This is a genomic window from Geomonas sp. RF6, assembly GCF_021044625.1.
In the GTDB taxonomy this organism is placed as follows: Bacteria; Desulfobacterota; Desulfuromonadia; order Geobacterales; family Geobacteraceae; genus RF6.
The window spans coordinates 1,337,206-1,354,948 of record NZ_CP087999.1 but is presented as its reverse complement, the minus strand read 5'-3'; the positions used below and the strand labels follow the sequence as shown (position 1 = coordinate 1,354,948).

Sequence of the window (17,743 nt, the reverse complement as noted above, 5' to 3'; positions counted from 1 at the left end):
AATTTCGCCCGGCGACCCGCGGTGAAGTCCGTGCATCAGCATGCAACGCTCGTTCGGCAGCGCATACGAGATTCCCATCATTCAAAGGAGGTCGGAAGATGAAAAGGTATCTGCTACTAATCCTTGTTCCAGCCCTGTTCCTGACAGTGCCAAATCTTGCCAGCGCCGGGGTCAATGCCGAGAGTTTCTCCGTCACCCCGGTGGTCGGGGGGTACACCTTCATGGGGGCCGAGCACCTGACGACGAGGCCGGCGTACGGAATCCGCTTCGGCTACAACTTCACCAGCAACTTCGGAGCGGAACTCGCGTTCGACTACATCCGCACACACCAGAATACCAACACAAGCCCCTACGGGGTCTCCCCGGGTGAGGACGTCAGCGTCTACAAGTACGGCCTCGACTTCCTCTATCACTTCATGCCGGAGGGGCCGTTCGTTCCGTACCTTGCCGCCGGTTTCAGCGAGATAACCCGCGACTATCCCGAGCCCGCAGGAACCCGCCACAGACCCGCCTTCAACTACGGCCTCGGCATGAAGTACTTCTTTGCCGACAACATGGCGGTAAGGACGGACCTCCGCCACATCGTGATGGACGACAACAAGACCTACCACAACCTCGAATACCTGCTCGGGCTCGATTTCCTCTTCGGCGGAGCGAAACCGGCAGCACTCCCTGCAGCAGCCACTCCCGCACCGGCCCCCGCGGCCCCTGCCCCCGGGAAGGAAGCCCCGCTGGCGCCGGTCCCCGCCGCCGAACCGTCGCCGGGACATTACAAGTACTGCATGACGCTGCACATCGAGTTTGATATCGACCAGGCCCTGATCCGCCCCGAATACCACAACGAGATTGCGAAGGTCGGAGAGTTCATGAAGAAGTACCCGACCACGACCGCGGTAATCGAGGGGCATACCGACAACGTGGGCAATGCGGAATACAACATGGATCTCTCGCAGCGCCGGGCCCAGGCGGTGGTGGACTACCTCTGCGACAAGTTCGGCATCGACGGGTCGCGCCTTAGCGCCCGCGGTTACGGGCTTACCCGCCCGATCGCCGACAACGCGACCGAGCAGGGGCGCCAGCAGAACCGCCGCATCGAGGCGATCATCGACTGCGCCTTCGACGTGAAACAGGCTCCTCCTCCGCAGCGCCTGTGCATGACGCTCGACCTCGAGTTCGATACCGGCAAGGCGGACATCAAGCCGGACTGCACCGGCGATGTCGACAAGCTCGGCGAGTACATGAATACCTACCCCACGACCACCGCGGTAATCGAGGGGCATACCGACAACACGGGGAGCTACGAAGGGAACATGAAGCTCTCGCAGCAGCGCGCCGAGGCGGTGGTCAATTACCTGGTAGAGAAGTGCGGCATCGACCGCAGCCGCCTCTCCGCCAAGGGGTACGGTTCCAGCCGCCGCGTCGCCTACAACAACACCGCGGAAGGGCGGCAGAAAAACAGAAGGATCAACGCCGTCGTCGATTGCGTGATCAAGAAGTAGCTTCTGCAAACGAAAAGAGGCGCCGCGGTCACGCGGCGCCTCCTAAGGCGGGAACGGAAGGGGGGGCTACCTATGGCTCCCCCTTTCGATTTACCACCGTAACCAGATTCAGGTGCGGTAAAGCTCCCTGTCTATGAATCGTTCCACTCCCCGCAGCATCTCCTCGATATCGATCATGCGGTACTTGTCGCCGTAGCAGCGGAGCATGTCGTCCCAGATGCAGCACCAATCCGTGATCCGCTGGCGCATCCCCACCTGATAGATCCCTTTCCTGTGCAGCGTCTCATTCATCTGCGCCACGCTCTGTTCCGGAAGCCGGTTCCTGGCACACAACTCCTTCAGCGCGCTTTCCAGGAGGACCCCCGCGAGCACGCACGCCGTTTCCTTCTCGCCGCGGCGCATGAACTCGCGGCTTCTCTTGGAGAGGTACTCGAGGACTGCGTAGCCGAGAAAACCTTGCAGCTCAAACTTGTATCCTGCCTCGTAATCCTCCCGTGCCGCCTGCATTATCGCCCTGCAGTTGTCGAAGCTCTCCTGGTAGGCGATGTTGATGATCTTGGAGTAGATCCCGAAGAAGTTGCGGTAGTGCACGCTGTTCTCCCCGAAGACCCGCTGCAGCAGGTTCAGCGAGGAGGTCGCCCACTCCTGAAACTTCTTGCAGTCCACCGAGGCGGCGATGTCGGTGACCTGCAGGGTGGCGCGCACGGCATTCCCCTTCTCGGCAAGCTCGTCGAACCGCCCCAGCACCATGGCATCAAGCTGCTTCATCGGCTAATCTCCCGTTCCGGCACCGCTTTGGGAAAAGGGAATACCATAGTATCGCGGTGCGGTAAAGGAGCCGCAGGTAAAAATACCTGTTTTTACCGGGGAAAAAGCGCGGTGGGAGATGAAAAAGGGGGCTCTACCGTTCGAGCATGCCACGCACCTTCTTGAGGAGCTCGCGGGGCTCGACAGGCTTCATCAACAGTTCGGCGCCGTCCGCCAAGTCCCCCCGGTCGCGGATGTAATCCATGGTGTAGCCGCTCAAATAGAGGACCGGCACGCCGTGGCGCATCCGGCGGATCTGTTCGCAGGCTTCCTTGCCGTTCATCTGCGGCATGATCATGTCGAAAAGGAGGAGCTGCACCTCGTCGCCGTGCTCCTCGAAGGCACGTACCGCCTCGCTGCCGTCTTGCGCCACGATGACGCGGTACCCGTAGCTGGTAAGGATGCTACTCATGAGCTGACGGACGGCTGCATCGTCCTCAGCCAGAAGGATCGTCTCTCTCCCCCCTGCCGCGGCTTCGTCCCCAGCGGACTCCTGCTCGGTGCAGACGCAGTTCTCTGCGGCGGGTAGGAATACCTCAAAGGATGCGCCGTTGCCGGGCGTGCTGCTGACGATGATGAAGCCGCTGTGCTGCTTCACGATGCCGTAGACGATGGAGAGCCCGAGACCGGTCCCTTTCCCCACCCCTTTCGTGGTGAAGAACGGCTCGAAGATCCTCTTCCTGATCTCCTCGTCCATCCCCCTGCCGGTATCGGAGACCGTTATCACCGCATAGCTTCCGGGGGTGCCGAGTCCGTGGCAGGAGACGAAATCCTCGTCGATGTCGCGGGATCCGGTCTCTAGGGTCAGGACCCCCCCCTTCGGCATCTCGTCCCTGGCGTTGGTGGCGAGGTTGATGACCACCTGCTGTATCTGGGTTACGTCCGCGTACACCGTGGGGATGTCGTCCCCAAAGATCGTCCTGAAGCTGATCTCCTCGCTGATGATGCGCTTCAGGAACCGTCCGAGGTCGGAAAGCGCGTCGTTCAGGTTCGCAGGCCGAAGGTTTACGTTGTGCGTCCTGCTGAAGGTGAGGAGGCTCCGGGTGAGCGTCGCGGCGCGCCCGGCTGCGGCAAGGATCTGCTCCACGTTGCTCTGCAGCGGGTCGGTTAGGGGCATGCGCAGCTGCATGATGCTGGCAAAGCCGATGATGGCTGTAAGGATGTTGTTGAAGTCGTGGGCAACCCCGCCTGCGAGCTGTCCGACCGCTTCCATCTTTTGCGCCTGGAGGAGCTGTTCCTTGATGCGCTTTTGCTCGGTGATGTCCTGTTCCAGTGCGACGAAGTGGGTCACCCCTCCGCGGGTGTCGCGGATCGGCGAGACGGTGACGTGCTCCCAGAGCGGTTCCCCCCCCTTTTTCCTGCAATGGACCTCCCCCTCCCAGACCTTTCCGTCCCGAAGCGCGGACCACATTTCCTCGGCATACGGTTCCGGCGCAACGGAGCGGCCGAGAATGCGGGCGGCTTTCCCCACGACGTCCTCAGGAAGGTATCCCGACACCCTCGTGAACATGGGGTTAACAAACTCGACGGCACCGTCTGCATCGGTGATGGTAATGCTCACCGGACTCTGCTTCACCGCTTCCGAGAGCTTGCGCAGCTCCTCTTCCGCCTTCTTACGCAGGGTGACGTCCTCGATGAACCCCTCAAGGAAGGAGATCTCGCCTGTTTTGTCACGGAGCGCCATCATGGTGAGGGTGCCGCAGAAGGTGGAGCCGTCGCGGCGGCGATAGATGACCTCGGTACTGACGAATCCGTGGGAGGCGAGCGCGGCGGAGACTATCGCCTCCCGGACCTCCGGATCGGCGAAGTACGACGGCGCGGTGGAATCCTTCTCGGCGAGCATCTCGTCGGCGCTGGCGTAGCCGAAGAGTCGCGCCAGCATCGGGTTTACACCTAGGATCTCCCCCTGCACGGTCGTCTGGTAGATCCCCACCGGGGCGTTTTCGAATATGCCGCGGTACTTCTCCTCCGACTCGCGTCTTCTCTCCTCCGCAACTTTACGTTCCGTGATGTCCTGGATCATTGCGTGCTTCGACACCGTCCCGTCGTCCTTGTAGAGCGGCGTGTTCACCACGTAGTACCAGCGGCCATCCTTCGGGCTTTGCACTTCCCAGCGCACCGTTTCCCCGCGGGAGACACGATCCTTCACGCACCAGGGGCAGACGTCCGGGAGGTGGTGCAGCACCTCGTAGCAGAACTCCCCCGTGGCGTTGCGACCTGTCCTTTGCACCATCTGCTCGTTCATGAACTCGATGCGATAATCGTGCGAGCAGATGTAGATTTGACCATCGAAGGAATTGATGATGGCAAGGTAGCGCCTTTTTGTTTCCCGCATCGCTGCGAGGGCGCGCCGGTCCGCTGCGTGCGCCTCTTTCACCGCATCGAGCTCGGCTTCGAGTTCTTCTATGCGTGCAAGGAGAGTTGCTTGCGCGTTGTCGGGGCAGGTTTGTCTTTGTCCAGGCATGGAAATCCGTATTGTGTAAAGAATGTGTGGTAGCAGAAGAACCCGCGACGGTCGGAAGGTTCTCGATGCTCCGCCTTCCCGACTCCTCAGCGCACGGTTACTTTGCAGCGCGGCCAGTTTACCGGACGAAACGTCGCACATTCAACTGCTTTTCCTTCTTATGGGTCGCAGCGCACACTTTTGCCTCCTCTACTTGATGTCGATTTCGCCGGATCCATCAGGCGAACCGTCTCCAACGATGGGTGCCCGTCATAATCGGGCGGGGCAGCTGGTAATTATCCGCAACGGAGTCGCCGACGGAAAGTGGCGGCGGCAGGCTCACCTTCATCACGGCTGTCTCTCTCTTTCCACCACTGCATGAACACTCCAGGCGCCTAATCTCTTGGCTGAAGCCCCGTGTGATAACATTGATCGTAAAGGGGTGGCAAGGGTTTTGGGGCAGTCGAGCCGGAGCGCCGGGCGAGGCTTTTACGGTCGGTATCTTCTTGCCGTGGGCGGCGCAGATACTGCTGATGGATCGGATAGTTGGAAAAAAGCACGAAGAGAAAGAGAGGGAAACGATGAAAAGGACATGTGCCACAGGAAGGGCGTTCCACCTCCTCCACTTTGTACTCGCCGCGGTCCTGGTCCTTGCGTTCCAGGGGATGGTCGATGCTGCCAATGAGGTAAGCCGGCAGGTTTCCTTTTCCTCACCCGAGGAGGCGGCGCAAGCCCTCTTTGCGGCTCTGAAAAATAGCGACGAGGCCAGGCTCGCCGAGATCCTCGGCCCCGGCTCCGAGAGTCTCATATCATCGGGAGATGTGGTCGCTGATCGCGCCGGCCGGGCGGAGCTGGTGAAGCTCTATGAGGCGAAAAACCACCTGGACATGGTGCAGGGGAACAAGGCGGTTCTCCTGGTCGGGGCACAGGACTATCCGTTGCCGATACCGGTCGTGAAGCAAGGGGAGTCCTGGATCTTCGACACCAACGCGGGTAGAAAGGAGATCCTCAACCGGCGAATGGGAAAGAACGAGCTGGAGGCCATCGAGATCCTGGATGCCTACGTCGAGGCGCAGCGCGAGTATTCGGCGCGCGCGCACGCGCCGGGTCGGCCATCGGAGTATGCCCAGCAGCTCCTCAGCACGCCAGGAAAGAAGGACGGTCTGTACTGGGAGGCGAAGGAAGGGGAAGAGGAGAGCCCCCTGGGTCCCCTGGTAGCTCAGGCGGCCCGCGAAGGGTACATGAAGCCTGAGGGGAAGTGGCCGGTACCTTTCCATGGCTACTACTTCAGGATACTGAAGGGGCAGGGGAGGAACGCGCCGGGCGGGGCGTTCGACTATGTGGTCAACGGTCGCATGGTGCGGGGATTTGGCATGGTGGCATACCCCGCGCGGTATGGAGCGTCCGGCATCATGACCTTCATCGTCAACCAGGACGGCGTAGTGTACCAGAAGGATCTGGGGCAGGATACGCCGAAGGTGGCACCCGGGATGCAGCTTTTCGATCCCGACAAGAGCTGGTCAGAAGTAGGGGGGGACGGCGAGTCTCTGCCCACCGTTTCAGACCTGGCTCTCCCGCAGGCGGGCTCGGCTGAGGGGAGGTAGCAGCTAGCGGGTAGGGAGTCCGACAAGAAGGTAATGGATCCAGATAGACAGGGCCTTGTGGTTTGTTCGCAAGGCCCTTCTTTTAGGCTCATCCGAGGAATTCCGGGAATTCAGCCCGGTCGCTTCCGTTGACGTGAGGGGACACTAGTGGCGCCGCGCTGGAGCACAGGCTTCCCAGCCTGTACCGCGGCGCCAGCCGCGCGGTCTGTGGCGGCTGCGCCGCCATCGCAGGCAAGATGCCTACGCTCCAGCGTGGGGGCACCCGGATTCTTTGTAGCGCGTTCCCCAGAATTCCCGGAAGACCCTTCGCAAAGGGGGGAACGTTGGGCCTTCTGCAGTGCTTCGTGGCAATGGACCCACGGTCCCCCGGAATTCCCAGAAGAACCTTCTTTTATACGCGTTCTGCGAGGGATGTTGTCATCTCCCAGCTCTTTCCACCTCATCTGGCAGTGAACGTATCGCCGAGATGGAGAACGTGCTGATCCGTCCGAGCAAAGCTTCCTCTTTCGTGGTCGTAATCCCAACGATCCACCACGCAGTGCCGCGGGGTATCGGAGGCGAGATAGCGGATGATGTTGACGGAGTTCGGTATTGAGCTGCGGATCCGCCAGGAAAGGGAGGTGCCCGCCTGGACGGCCCAGAGCGGGCGCGGCAGGTCTGGGAGTATTTCTTTCAAAGGACGCACGTACGGGAGATGGATGTGTCCACCGAGAATGAGGTCGGCCCCCGCAGAGGCCCACGCCTGCACCGCATCGAGATGGCCTCGCAGGATATTCTTCTCGTCGCTCGGGCGGATTACGTGCACCGGCTGGTGCGTGACCACGATGCGCAGCTGTTCTGGTGCGGCGTGCCGAAGCCGCCTGCTGATGCGGTCGATCTGCTTCGGCGAAATGGTGCCGACGGTGTGGCGGCCGGGGCGGGTAGTGTTCACTCCGACCGCGAGAAGGTCCTCCGATTCGTACTCCGGCTCAAGATCGTCAAACGCCCGCATATAGTTTCCGTATGGCGTAAAGGCCCGGGCGAAGACGTTGAAAAGGGGGATGTCGTGGTTTCCCGGCAGTACGATGGTGTTTGCAATGCCGAGCCGCTGCAGGAAGGCGGCGGCCCGGTCGAACTGATGGCGCCTTGCGCGCTGGGTGACATCGCCCGAAAGGATCAGCAGGTCAGGTTGCTGCGTCCCGGCCAGTTGCAGAAGCGCCTCCTCCACAGGAGACTGGTCGGTGCCGAAGTGGGGGTCGGAGAGGTGCAGGACGGTGCTCATGCGGTAACCGCCAGGGCAGGAGCTGCGGAGGAGGCGGGCGCCTCTTTGGGTGCCGGAAGCACCAGGAGCAAGGGGTCAGGGGCCACGGTAAATACGAGGGGGGGTGCAAGCCATACGATCTCCCCGTCCGTTGCCACCTTTATGCGCCGGCGTCTCAGGGGCTTCACAGTCAGGGTCTCGAACGGGAAACTGAGCACCTTCTCCGCCTTCGCGAGCTTCCCCAGCGCTGCGTAACCGAGGAGGACCAGCATCTCGAAGACCCCGCGTGCCTGCACCGTTACCGCTGCAAGTTCCCCCCTCTTTACCGCGTGCGCCTCCGGGAGGCCGACCTGCTCGAGCTGGAGGGCGTTGTTATCCACTACCAGGGTCGGAGTAGTCACCACCCGCTTTTCTCCTCCTTCTTCAAGGGTGAGGGCCATCTGGCGCGGGGGGCGCAGGACCGTCATCAGCGCGGAGAAGAGTGCCACAAGGCGGGTGCGCCCGAACTGGCGCTTGTGCGCCTCGCGGTTCTCCAGAAGGCGCGGGTAGAGGCCCACGCTCGCATTGACCAGGAAGGCGCGGCCATTTACGAGGCCGACCTGCACCGGTCGGACCACGCCGTCCAGCAGCGCTGCCGTGGCCTCCGCGGTGTCCAGCGGGATGCCATGGGTGCGGCTGAAGTAGTTGAAGGTACCTTGCGGGAGAACGCCGAACGGCCTGCCGCTTCCGAGCACCGCCTGCACCACGCTGTTGATCGTCCCGTCCCCCCCTGCGGCGACCACGATGCCGGATCGTTCCCGGGCCAGCGCCACCGCCTCCCGGGCCGCAACGGAAAGCTGCTCGGCATTGCGGACAGGCCACAGCCGGTGCTCCCTTTTTGCGTCGCTTAGTACCTGCCGGATGGTAGCTTCTCTGGTTTTTACATCCTCTTTTCCAGAGCCGGCGTTCATAACGATAAAAATAGGGGGGGAAGTCGGTGCAGAATCTCTTTCAGGTAGAGGCACTTCAGTATTCCTTCCGTAAGTGTTGCCGCTTGTACTCGGCCGCATAAGGCAGTACTATCGCTCGTCATTCTATGTCAATTATAGCGGGATAGGGAGTGCGCGTACTTCAGGATTGTGTATCAAAGAGGAGGAGAGATGGATGTGAAAATAAGAAGGGAATCAGCCGCAGATGCCGCCGAAATATCCGCCGTCACCCGGGCAGCATTCCTGGAAGCCCCATACCGCAGCGGGACGGAAGCATTCATCGTGGAAGCGCTGCGGGACGCAGGGATGCTTTCGGTATCGCTGGTCGCGGAGCATGAAGGGAAGGTAGTGGGGCACGTCGCGGTGTCCCCCGTCTCGATTTCCGACGGCACGCCGGGGTGGTACGGACTGGGCCCGATCTCAGTGCTGCCCGAGTTTCAACAACGCGGCATTGGATCGCGCCTCATGGAGGAGGCGCTGGCAGCTCTGCGGGAGCTGCGAGCATCTGGGTGTGTCTTGCTGGGGGAGCCGGAGTACTACGGCCGCTTCGGGTTCAGGGCGGAACCGTCACTGGTCTTGCCCGGCGTTCCGCCTGAATATTTCCAGGCTCTTCCGCTTTCCGGCCCGCTGCCACACGGCGTGGTGCAGTACCACGAGTCCTTCTCGCAGTAGCGGCATCTCAGCCGCCGGCAGGACGGCCCTCCCCTTTCGAGGGGGAGGACAGGAGGGTGATGGGGGGGCGATTACGGCAACCTCCAGCCATCCCCACCCTGTCCCTTGAAAGGGGGGGGACGCATGGGCCTCGCCTAGTCCTTCGAGCGAACACGACCCCGGCTCCCAAAATTCCCTGAAGAACCTTCGCAAACGGGGGGACGCCCGTTCTGCAGAACCGCAGCCGCTTGCAACAATATCTGTCGGTCGTGGAACGACTTCCTGAAGAAGCAAAACTCGGCCGCGGCACACCTGGTGCGCCACCGTTGGGGACGGGGGCGCCATCCGGATCTACAGCCGGAGCCAGGCCGCTACCATCCAGCTCCACCCACCCCCAGGCCCCCTCCCTCTACGGCGGCGGGATCCCCTTGCGGTGTATCTATTTTGCCGAAGAACGCTTGATGAAAGGCTTCTCGAGCTTCCTCCACAGTATTAGCCATCGGTTCTTTTCTATGAAGAAATATAATACCCTGTTAAACTGCTACTGCCTGTGCCTTAGACTTATGTTAGTTGGTTGGAAAATTATAACTACATGTAGGATGTTTTTCTACAACCCTTGCGGCATTTCTGAGACACTGTGCCAGCCATCCAACAGTCGATCCTCGACCGCCTAAAATACTGTTTCAATTTGTGTAAATCGATGCTACCATTCCGTATTTAATCAGCCGGCCAAGGACGCATCGATGTCTGTCGCAAACAAATCCACCATCAGAACCCGCTTGATACTGCTGGTCTTCACCTGTGTCGTTCCGATCTGGGTCCTGTCAGGTGTTCTCCTTTTTGCGGCGCATTCATCGAAGCTCGAGGTACTCAGACGGGAAATGACGGATCCCGTCAGACATCTGGAGAAGGCGGTCGACAGCGAATTGGCAAACCTCCAGTTCGCCCTTGAGGGCCTCGCCACTTCACCGGCCTTCCGCTCCGGGGACCTCGGGGAGATCCACCGACAGTGTCTTGATCTGCTGCACGCCTTTCCGGGCGCCGACATCATTGTTGCCGACAGAAGCGCCCAGCAGTTGGTCAATAGCTACCGTTCCTTCGGAACCCCCCTCCCCAAACGCAACAACCCCACCACGGTGCAGCACATCTTCCAGCACGGCAAGCCGGTGGTAAGCAATCTTTTCTTCGGGGCGGTCACCAAGCGACCTCTGGTTGCCGTCGACGTCCCGGTCTTCGTCAGCGGTCGGGTGGCCTACGACCTCTCTATTGCCGTTCCCTCCGACTGGATCGGAAAAAGAACCTGCGCGGGACTCAGGTTGCCCGCCGGCTGGCATGCAGCGGTCATCGACGGCAAACGTAACGTGGTCGCCAAGACCGGCAATTCGGAGTATGTGGTCGGCAGGCCCATACCTGCCGCACTGCGTCTCGCCTTGGACACGAGAAGCTCAGGTACCGCAGAGGTGAAAAATGCGGCCGGGGTTCCTGTCCTGGTATCTTTCGCCCAGTCCCCCGCGACGGGGTGGGCGGTATTGATCGGCGTCCCCACCTCCATCGTCATGAGGGACCTGGTCGGCTGGGCCGGCCTCGTAACCGGCGGCGCACTTTGCGTTTCGCTGCTGAGCATCTTTCTGGCCATGGGGATCATAAGAGACATCGTCGATTCGCTGCGCTCCCTGGTCCCCTACGCCCTTTCCATAGCGCAGGGTAGAGCGGAAGGGACGTTCGGACCGCATCCTGTCGCCGAAATCGATGACATCGGACGCTCGCTGGAGAAGACCTGTCTCCTTCTGCAACAGCACATCGAGAAGGAAAGCAAGCACAAGCAGAGGCTGGAACTGAGCGAGGAGCGGCTGCGGCTGGCCTACCAGGCGACCGGCATCGGTGCCTTCGAATGGAATATCCAGACCGGGGTGAATACCTGGAGCCCGGAGCTGGAAAAGATGTATGGTCTGGCGCCCGGTACTTTCGGCGGGACTGAGGAGGCGTGGGAGCAGCTTATTTACCCCCCCGACAGGGAAGGCGCCATCGCCACCGTGAACCGGGCGCTCGCCTCCGGTGAGCCGGGGGAGGGGGAGTGGCGCGTACTCCTTCCCGACGGTTCCCTGCGCTGGATCTCCGCGCGCTTTCAGGCGTTCAGCGGCCCGTCCGGGGAGCCGGTCAGAGTCATCGGGGTCAACATCGACATCACAGCGCGGAAGGCTGCGGAGGAGGAGCTCAGAAACAGCGAGGAGCGCTACCACAGCCTCTTCGAGACCGAATCGGACGCGGTCGTTCTCACCGACTGGGAGACGGGCAGGTTCATCGACGTGAACAGCGCGGCGATCCGCATGTATGGCCACACCCGCGAGGAGTTCCTGCAACTGAGGCACGTCGATCTCTCCGCCGAACCCGCGCAGACGGAGAGGGCGATCGCCGAACGGGAAACCGCGGTTCCCCTGCGCCTGCACAGGAAGAAGGACGGCACCGTCTTCCCCGTCGAGGTAGCCGCAGGGTACTTCTCCTCCCAGGGTCGCCAGATGCACGTGGCCGCCGTTCGCGATCTGACGGAGCGGGAGAATGCCAGGCAGGCTCTGCTGGAACTTAACAGGAAGATTCTCTCCCTGAGCGAGCACGTGCAGGAGGTCCAGGAGCGGGAGCGGATCGCGCTGGCCCGCGACATTCACGACGACATAGGGCAAAACGTTACCCTTTTGAAAATAGACCTGGAGTGGCTGCAGTCCCGGGTACCCGACCTTCCCGAGGTGCGGGAACGCATGGAGGAAATGAGGACGGGGATAGACCAGCTGACCGCCTCGGTGCATCGCATCGCGGCGGACCTGCGCCCCCCCCTGCTGGACGGCCTCGGGCTCTGCGCCGCCCTCGAGTGGCATGTGGCCGAATTCAGCAGGCGCAGCGGACTCGAATGCTTCCTCATGCTAAACGACGAGGCGGCACCCTCCGATCAGCAGACAGCGACCGCGGTCATGCGCATCGTGCAGGAAGCTCTCACCAACGTGGCCCGCCACGCACGTGCCACCGAGGTGGGGATCTCGCTCTGCCAGCAGGGGGACACCATGGTCCTGGAGATTTCCGACAACGGGTGCGGAGCGGGGAGCGAACAGCTCTCCTCCCCCAGGGCGTACGGGGTCCTCGGCATGCAGGAACGTGCCAGGATCTGCGGGGGGACAGTGGAGATCAACGGCAAACCAGGTAGCGGCACCGTCCTGCGGCTCAGCATGCCTCTAGGAAAAGGGGAAACTCACCATGAAGAAACTCCTCGTTGTCGATGACCATGCCATTCTCAGGCAGGGGATCATCAGGATCCTGAAGGATTTGCTGGAGCCGGCGGAGTTCGACGAGGCACAGGACGGCCAGCAGGCGATCTCCATGTTCTGCTCGGCCAGCTACGACCTGGTGCTGCTGGACATCTCCCTTCCCGACATGAACGGGCTGGACGTGCTCAAGAGGCTGCAGCGGCACAACCCGCAGGTGCCGGTGCTCATTCTCAGCACCCACAGCGACGAGCATTACGCGGTCCGTTCGCTGCGGGCGGGGGCGGCAGGGTACCTCAACAAGGCAGGAGACGCGGCCGTCCTCAAGGAAGCGATCGAGACCGGGCTGAACGGCAGGCGCTACGTCACCTCCGCCCAGACGAGCCTCATCATCGATGCGGTCGGCAAAAAAGGGGAGACCCCCCCCATGCCGGACATCCTGTCCGACCGCGAGTTCCAGCTGATTTGCATGATGACGGCGGGCAAGACCCTCACCGAGATCGCAGGGGAGTTGGGGCTGAGCGTCAAGACCGTCAGCACCTATCGCACCCGCATTCTGGAAAAGCTTCAGCTCCGGACCACCGCGGACATCATCAGCTTCGGCCATTTCCACCGACTGGCGGAGCGGAAGTTTCCTGCCTAGCCACCCCCTTCATCTTTTCCTACACGCCATCAGACCTTCACCGACTTGACCGCGTCTGCGATTGATGTTCTGCTGTTCCGTCTCGCGCCATCTCCTGCGCGACACACCCGCCAAGCCCGGGGGAGAGTGCGCCCGCAACGGTCGCTCTTCTGGCGCACCGCCCCCTCACCTCGTGCCGGCCGTTACGGGCCGGAACCGGGCACCCCACCGTACCCGCTGAGAAGGGAGCGCCAGAACGATGAAGTGTGCAAAGACGGCCCTGGTCGCCGTGATCTTCCTCTGGATCCTCTCCCCCTTTGCCGCTCGTGCACAGGGGGTGCTCAGGGTGGGGCTGTACGACTTCAAGCCCCTTATCTTCAAAGACGAGAACGGTAGCCCGGCGGGTCTCTACGTCGACGTGATCAACCACGTCGCGCGAAAGGAAGGGTGGCAGGTCCGCTACCAGTACGGCACCTGGAAGGAGACCTACCAGGCGCTGCTGGACGGCCGGCTCGACCTCGTCCCCTGCGTCGGCGTCACGGAGGCGCGCAAGGGGGAGGTCGATTTCGGCGAACAGGCGCTCTTTCTCGACTGGGGGGTGATCTACACCCGTCCCGGCAGCGGGATCGAGACCATCTTCGATTTGCGGGGCAAACGGATCTCCGGGCTCCACGGGAGCGTGTACACCGACGGGCTGAAGCAGACGCTGCGGCAGTTCGAGATCACGGCGAACTTCCTGGAGGAAGGGAGCTATCTCCAGGCATTCCGCGACCTCGAGCAGCAGCGCTGCGATGCGGCGGTGTCCACCAACCTGACCGGTCTGCAGTTCGAGGAGAAATTTCACGTCCGGCGCACCGCCATCTTGTTCACCCCGGTGAAGCTCGGCTTCGCGGTGAAAAAGGGTGCCAACCGGGAGCTCCTGGCGAGCCTGGACCGCGAGATAGGGGCTCTCAAGGCGGACAAGGGATCGCTCTACTACGAGCGCTACGAGTACTGGGTCAACAACCTGGAAAAGGACCGCTTCGGCGCCGTGGTGTGGCTTGCCTGCGCCTTCCTGGCGGTCGGGCTGGCGGTTGCGGGGAGGATCGCGTGGGTTTCGAGCCGGGAGGTCAGGCAAAAGAAGGAGTTGCTGGAGCTCAGCGAGCTCAGCTTCAAAAACCTCATCGAGTCGATGCTGCAGGGGGTGGCTCTGCATGAGCTGATCTGCGACGAAACCGGCAAGGGGGTCGACTACCGCTTCCTCATGGTGAACGCGAGCTTCGAACGCCTCTCCGGCGTCACGGGGGAGCAGGTGGTCGGGCGTACCGCACGGGAGGTCTTCCCCGACAGCGAGCCCCAGTGGCTGGAGATCGGGGAGGCGGTGGTCAGAACCGGCACCCCTGCGCATCTGGAGCGATCGGGGGACGGCCTGGACCAGCACCTGGACGTCGTGGTTTACCGGCCGCAGCCCCGGCAGTTCGCCCTGATCGTCACCGACATCACCGACCGCAAAAAAGCGCAGGAGGAACTCTCCCGCAGAAATGCCGAACTGGAGCGCTTCACCTATACCGTCTCCCACGACCTCAAAAGCCCACTGATCACGGTGAAGGGCTTTTCCGACTCCCTGAAGCAGGACCTGGCGACGGGGACGTACCACCGGATGGAGAGGGACCTGGAACGGATCGGCGCGGCCGCCGACAAGATGGCGGGGCTCCTCAACGACCTGCTGGAACTCTCCAGGATCGGGCGCGTCATCAGCACCCCGGAACGGGTGGAGATGGGGACGCTGGTACAGGAGGTGATCGTCCAGATGGCGGGACCCCTGCAGGAAAAGGGGGTCGAGATCACGGTGCAGTCCGGGCTCCCCGCCGTGCTGTGCGACCGGCGGCGCCTGCACGAGGTCTGGCAGAATCTCTTGGAGAACGCCATAAAGTACCTGGGGGCCCAGCCCCATCCCGTGATCTCTCTGGGGACGCGCCGCGCCGGCGGCAGGGAGGTCTTCTTCGTGCAGGACAACGGGGTGGGGATCGATCCCAAGTACCACCAGAACATCTTCGGGCTCTTCAACAAGCTCGATGCCAGGACGGAAGGAAGCGGCATAGGTCTCGCCCTGGTCAAACGGATCGTGGAGGCCCACGGCGGAGAGGTGTGGGTCGAGTCGGAAGGCCCGGGAAAGGGGAGCGTCTTTTGCTTCCACCTGGGGTCGTCACAGGGAGGGAAATGATGACGGGTGAGGCGCTGGTGATTCTTCTGGTCGAGGACAATCCCGACCACGCCGAGATAGTGACACGCAACCTGGAGGATTTCCACGTCGCCAACCGCATCGTCCATGTGGAGGACGGCGAGCAGGCGCTGGACTACCTGCACGGACGAGGCTGCTATGCCGATAAGGCGAGCTTTCCCACCCCTCACCTGATGCTTTTGGACCTGCGCCTGCCTAAGGTGGACGGTCTCCAGGTGCTGAAGGAGGTGAAGGAGAGTCATGTCCTGCGCTCCATACCGGTGGTGGTGCTCACCACCTCTGATGCCGAGCGCGACATGGCCCTGGCCTATGAGTACCACGCCAACAGCTACCTCACCAAACCGGTCGCCTTCGCGGATTTCAGCAGGCTCTTGAAAGACCTGGGGTTTTACTGGCTCGCCTGGAACCGGCGGCCGTGGTGACTACCTTCCCCTGAGACAGGAGGCGCGACGTGCCTACGGATACACCTGCCCCACCTCTCGTGCTGGTTGTAGAGGATGACGAGAACCACGCGGAGCTGATAAGCCGTTCCTTCGAGGCCGGTCACGAGCGCTATCGACTGGAGAGGGCCCGCTCCCTCGCCGAGGCCGCCTGTCTCATAGAGCGCTGCGTCCCGGACCTGGTCCTTACCGACTACCGCCTGCCCGACGGAGACGGCAACGCGGTGGTGGCCATGGTGAAGGAGCTGTGTCCAGTCATCATCATGACCTCCCAGGGAAACGAGCAGGTCGCGGCCTCCACCATGAAGGCGGGCGCAAAGGACTACCTGGTGAAGTCGCCCGACGTCTTCCTCGCCCTCCCCGGGATAGTGAAGATGGCCCTGGCGGAGTGGGACCTCGTCAAGGAGCGCAGAAGGACGTATGAGGCGGTGGCCCGGGGGAAGCGGGAATGGGAGCAGACCTTCGAGGCGGTCTCCGACCTTATCTTCATCATCGATGCCGGGTACACGATAACGCGGGTGAACCGCGCCATGGCAAGCCGCTTCAACCTGGAGCCCGACGAACTGACAGGGCGCAGATGCTGCGAACTCATGCACTCCACCGCTGCCCCCCCTGAGGAGTGCCCCGTCTTCCGCGCCCTTGCCAGCGGCCGGGAGCATTCCGAAGAGCTGGAAGTGCACGGCTGCTTACTCGAAATCTCCGTTTCTCCCCTCTACGACGAAGAAGGGTGCATCACCGCCTTCGTGCACGTGGCTCGGGACGTCACCGAGCGCAGGAAGGCGGAGCGGGAGCGTCTCTGTCTCGAGCAGCAACTGCAGCAGACCCAGAAACTGGAAAGCCTGGGGGTCCTTGCCGGCGGCATCGCCCACGACTTCAACAACATCCTGATGATCATTCTCGGCCACTGCATGCTGGCCCAGGAAAACCTCGACTCCCGCGCCGCCGTCGAAGCACACTTCCAGCACATCGATGGTGCCGCGCGCAGGGCCGCCGACCTTTGCCGCCAGATGCTTGCCTACGCGGGGAGAAGCCCCCTGGTCCAGACTCAGGTGAGCATCCGCCCCCTGGTGGACGAGATGGTGCGCATGCTCAGATCGGCCATCAGGAAGAACGTCTCCTTCACCCTCGACCTGGCAAGCGAGGTGCCGGCCGTGCACGGCGACCAGGCCCAGATCCAGCAGGTCGTCATGAACCTCATCATGAACGCCGCCGAAGCGCTCGGCGACGGTGCGGGGACGGTGAAGATCGCGGTTGCCGAGAGGGAGGTGGCGGAAGATGCGGAAAGGGACTTCCTCGGGGTGCCGATTCCGGCCGGCAGGTACGCCTGCGTGGTTGTCGCCGATACCGGCTGCGGCATGGACGAGGAGACGAGGAAGCGGATCTTCGAGCCCTTTTTCACCACCAAGCTCGCCGGCCGCGGTCTCGGGATGTCGGCGGTGCTCGGCATCATCAAGTCGCACGGGGGGGCCCTCAAGCTGTGCAGTGCGCCCGGCGCAGGAACCACCTTCACCGTCTACTTCCCGTTGAGCGCCGACGGCGACGAGGGGGAGCCGGTGCAGACCCCCCCGTCTCCTCCGGCAACGACACCGCGCGGCACCGTTCTCCTGGTCGACGACGAAGCGCAGCTTCGCCTGATCGGGGGGAAGCTGCTGAGGTCGATGGGCTTTTCGACCATCACCGCATCAAACGGTCGGGAGGCGCTGGAGATCTACCGGGCGAGGGGTTCCTCCATCGATCTCCTCCTGATAGATCTCGTGATGCCCGAGATGGGAGGACTGCAAACCTACACGGAGCTACGCAAGATCGCCCCGACGATCCCGGTAGTCATCTGCAGCGGATATGACGGAGACGAGGTCGCCTCTTCGATAGAGAGTGACGAACACGCCGTTTTCGCCGCGAAGCCGTACCAGCCGGAGCAGCTGCGCGAGCTCCTGACGAGACTTCTGGCACCCCTTGAGTAACCTGCACGCGGCGCACGGTGACTCCCGACTGCGCCA

General features: G+C 62.3%; 12 protein-coding genes. 8 read left to right on the top strand and 4 right to left on the bottom strand.

Annotation, left to right across the window (positions count from 1 at the left end; translation table 11 throughout):
* Positions 1-98 precede the first annotated feature (98 nt).
* Positions 99-1,499 (top strand): OmpA family protein, encoded by a 1,401-nt coding sequence (locus LPW11_RS05790; RefSeq protein WP_230997183.1) that lies wholly within the window; start codon positions 99-101, stop codon positions 1,497-1,499.
* A gap of 108 nt (positions 1,500-1,607) precedes the next feature.
* Here the strand turns inward: LPW11_RS05790 and LPW11_RS05785 are convergent, their stop codons facing one another.
* Both LPW11_RS05785 and LPW11_RS05780 read right to left on the bottom strand, forming a co-directional pair.
* Complete coding sequence (locus LPW11_RS05785) at positions 1,608-2,267, bottom strand: hypothetical protein (RefSeq protein WP_230997182.1); 660 nt, start codon at positions 2,265-2,267, stop codon at positions 1,608-1,610.
* Positions 2,268-2,400: 133 nt separating this feature from the next.
* On the bottom strand, positions 2,401-4,770 hold the full coding sequence (locus tag LPW11_RS05780; RefSeq protein ID WP_230997181.1) for a PAS domain S-box protein: 2,370 nt from the start codon (positions 4,768-4,770) through the stop codon (positions 2,401-2,403).
* Positions 4,771-5,330: 560 nt separating this feature from the next.
* Between LPW11_RS05780 and LPW11_RS05775 the strand changes: the two genes are divergently transcribed.
* Positions 5,331-6,353, top strand: coding sequence for a DUF2950 domain-containing protein (locus LPW11_RS05775; protein ID WP_230997180.1), 1,023 nt, complete (start codon positions 5,331-5,333; stop codon positions 6,351-6,353).
* A gap of 439 nt (positions 6,354-6,792) precedes the next feature.
* Here LPW11_RS05775 and LPW11_RS05770 read toward each other — a convergent pair whose 3' ends face one another.
* Positions 6,793-7,614, bottom strand: coding sequence for a metallophosphoesterase family protein (locus tag LPW11_RS05770; protein ID WP_230997179.1), 822 nt, complete (start codon positions 7,612-7,614; stop codon positions 6,793-6,795).
* On the bottom strand, positions 7,611-8,597 hold the full coding sequence (locus LPW11_RS05765; protein ID WP_230997178.1) for a diacylglycerol/lipid kinase family protein: 987 nt from the start codon (positions 8,595-8,597) through the stop codon (positions 7,611-7,613). The genes LPW11_RS05770 and LPW11_RS05765 overlap by 4 nt, the downstream gene beginning before the upstream one ends.
* A gap of 135 nt (positions 8,598-8,732) precedes the next feature.
* On the opposite strand from LPW11_RS05765, the gene LPW11_RS05760 reads away from it, so the two are divergent.
* From LPW11_RS05760 to LPW11_RS05735, 6 genes are all read left to right on the top strand, one after another.
* Complete coding sequence (locus LPW11_RS05760) at positions 8,733-9,233, top strand: GNAT family N-acetyltransferase (RefSeq protein ID WP_230997177.1); 501 nt, start codon at positions 8,733-8,735, stop codon at positions 9,231-9,233.
* 722 nt (positions 9,234-9,955) lie between these two features.
* The gene (locus LPW11_RS05755) at positions 9,956-12,481 is read left to right on the top strand and encodes a PAS domain S-box protein (protein WP_230997176.1); all 2,526 of its coding nucleotides are present in this window, start codon (positions 9,956-9,958) and stop codon (positions 12,479-12,481) included.
* Positions 12,456-13,106: a response regulator gene (locus LPW11_RS05750; protein WP_230997175.1), complete on the top strand. Its 651-nt coding sequence runs from the start codon at positions 12,456-12,458 to the stop codon at positions 13,104-13,106. The genes LPW11_RS05755 and LPW11_RS05750 overlap by 26 nt, the downstream gene beginning before the upstream one ends.
* 238 nt (positions 13,107-13,344) lie before the next feature.
* A complete protein-coding gene (locus tag LPW11_RS05745) occupies positions 13,345-15,288 on the top strand; it encodes an ATP-binding protein (RefSeq protein ID WP_230997174.1) in 1,944 nt (647 codons plus the stop codon).
* Positions 15,285-15,728: a response regulator gene (locus tag LPW11_RS05740; RefSeq protein ID WP_331001598.1), complete on the top strand. Its 444-nt coding sequence runs from the start codon at positions 15,285-15,287 to the stop codon at positions 15,726-15,728. Before LPW11_RS05745 ends, LPW11_RS05740 begins: the two co-directional genes overlap by 4 nt.
* Before the next feature lie 29 nt (positions 15,729-15,757).
* The gene (locus tag LPW11_RS05735) at positions 15,758-17,707 is read left to right on the top strand and encodes a hybrid sensor histidine kinase/response regulator (RefSeq protein ID WP_230997173.1); all 1,950 of its coding nucleotides are present in this window, start codon (positions 15,758-15,760) and stop codon (positions 17,705-17,707) included.
* Positions 17,708-17,743: the final 36 nt, after the last annotated feature.

Coding starts and splice junctions, on each gene's coding strand:
- LPW11_RS05790 (WP_230997183.1), top strand. CDS start 99: ATGAAAAGGTATCTGCTACTAATCCTTGTTCCAGCCCTGTTCCTGACA.
- LPW11_RS05785 (WP_230997182.1), bottom strand. CDS start 2,267: ATGAAGCAGCTTGATGCCATGGTGCTGGGGCGGTTCGACGAGCTTGCC.
- LPW11_RS05780 (WP_230997181.1), bottom strand. CDS start 4,770: ATGCCTGGACAAAGACAAACCTGCCCCGACAACGCGCAAGCAACTCTC.
- LPW11_RS05775 (WP_230997180.1), top strand. CDS start 5,331: ATGAAAAGGACATGTGCCACAGGAAGGGCGTTCCACCTCCTCCACTTT.
- LPW11_RS05770 (WP_230997179.1), bottom strand. CDS start 7,614: ATGAGCACCGTCCTGCACCTCTCCGACCCCCACTTCGGCACCGACCAG.
- LPW11_RS05760 (WP_230997177.1), top strand. CDS start 8,733: ATGGATGTGAAAATAAGAAGGGAATCAGCCGCAGATGCCGCCGAAATA.
- LPW11_RS05755 (WP_230997176.1), top strand. CDS start 9,956: ATGTCTGTCGCAAACAAATCCACCATCAGAACCCGCTTGATACTGCTG.
- LPW11_RS05750 (WP_230997175.1), top strand. CDS start 12,456: ATGAAGAAACTCCTCGTTGTCGATGACCATGCCATTCTCAGGCAGGGG.
- LPW11_RS05745 (WP_230997174.1), top strand. CDS start 13,345: ATGAAGTGTGCAAAGACGGCCCTGGTCGCCGTGATCTTCCTCTGGATC.
- LPW11_RS05740 (WP_331001598.1), top strand. CDS start 15,285: ATGATGACGGGTGAGGCGCTGGTGATTCTTCTGGTCGAGGACAATCCC.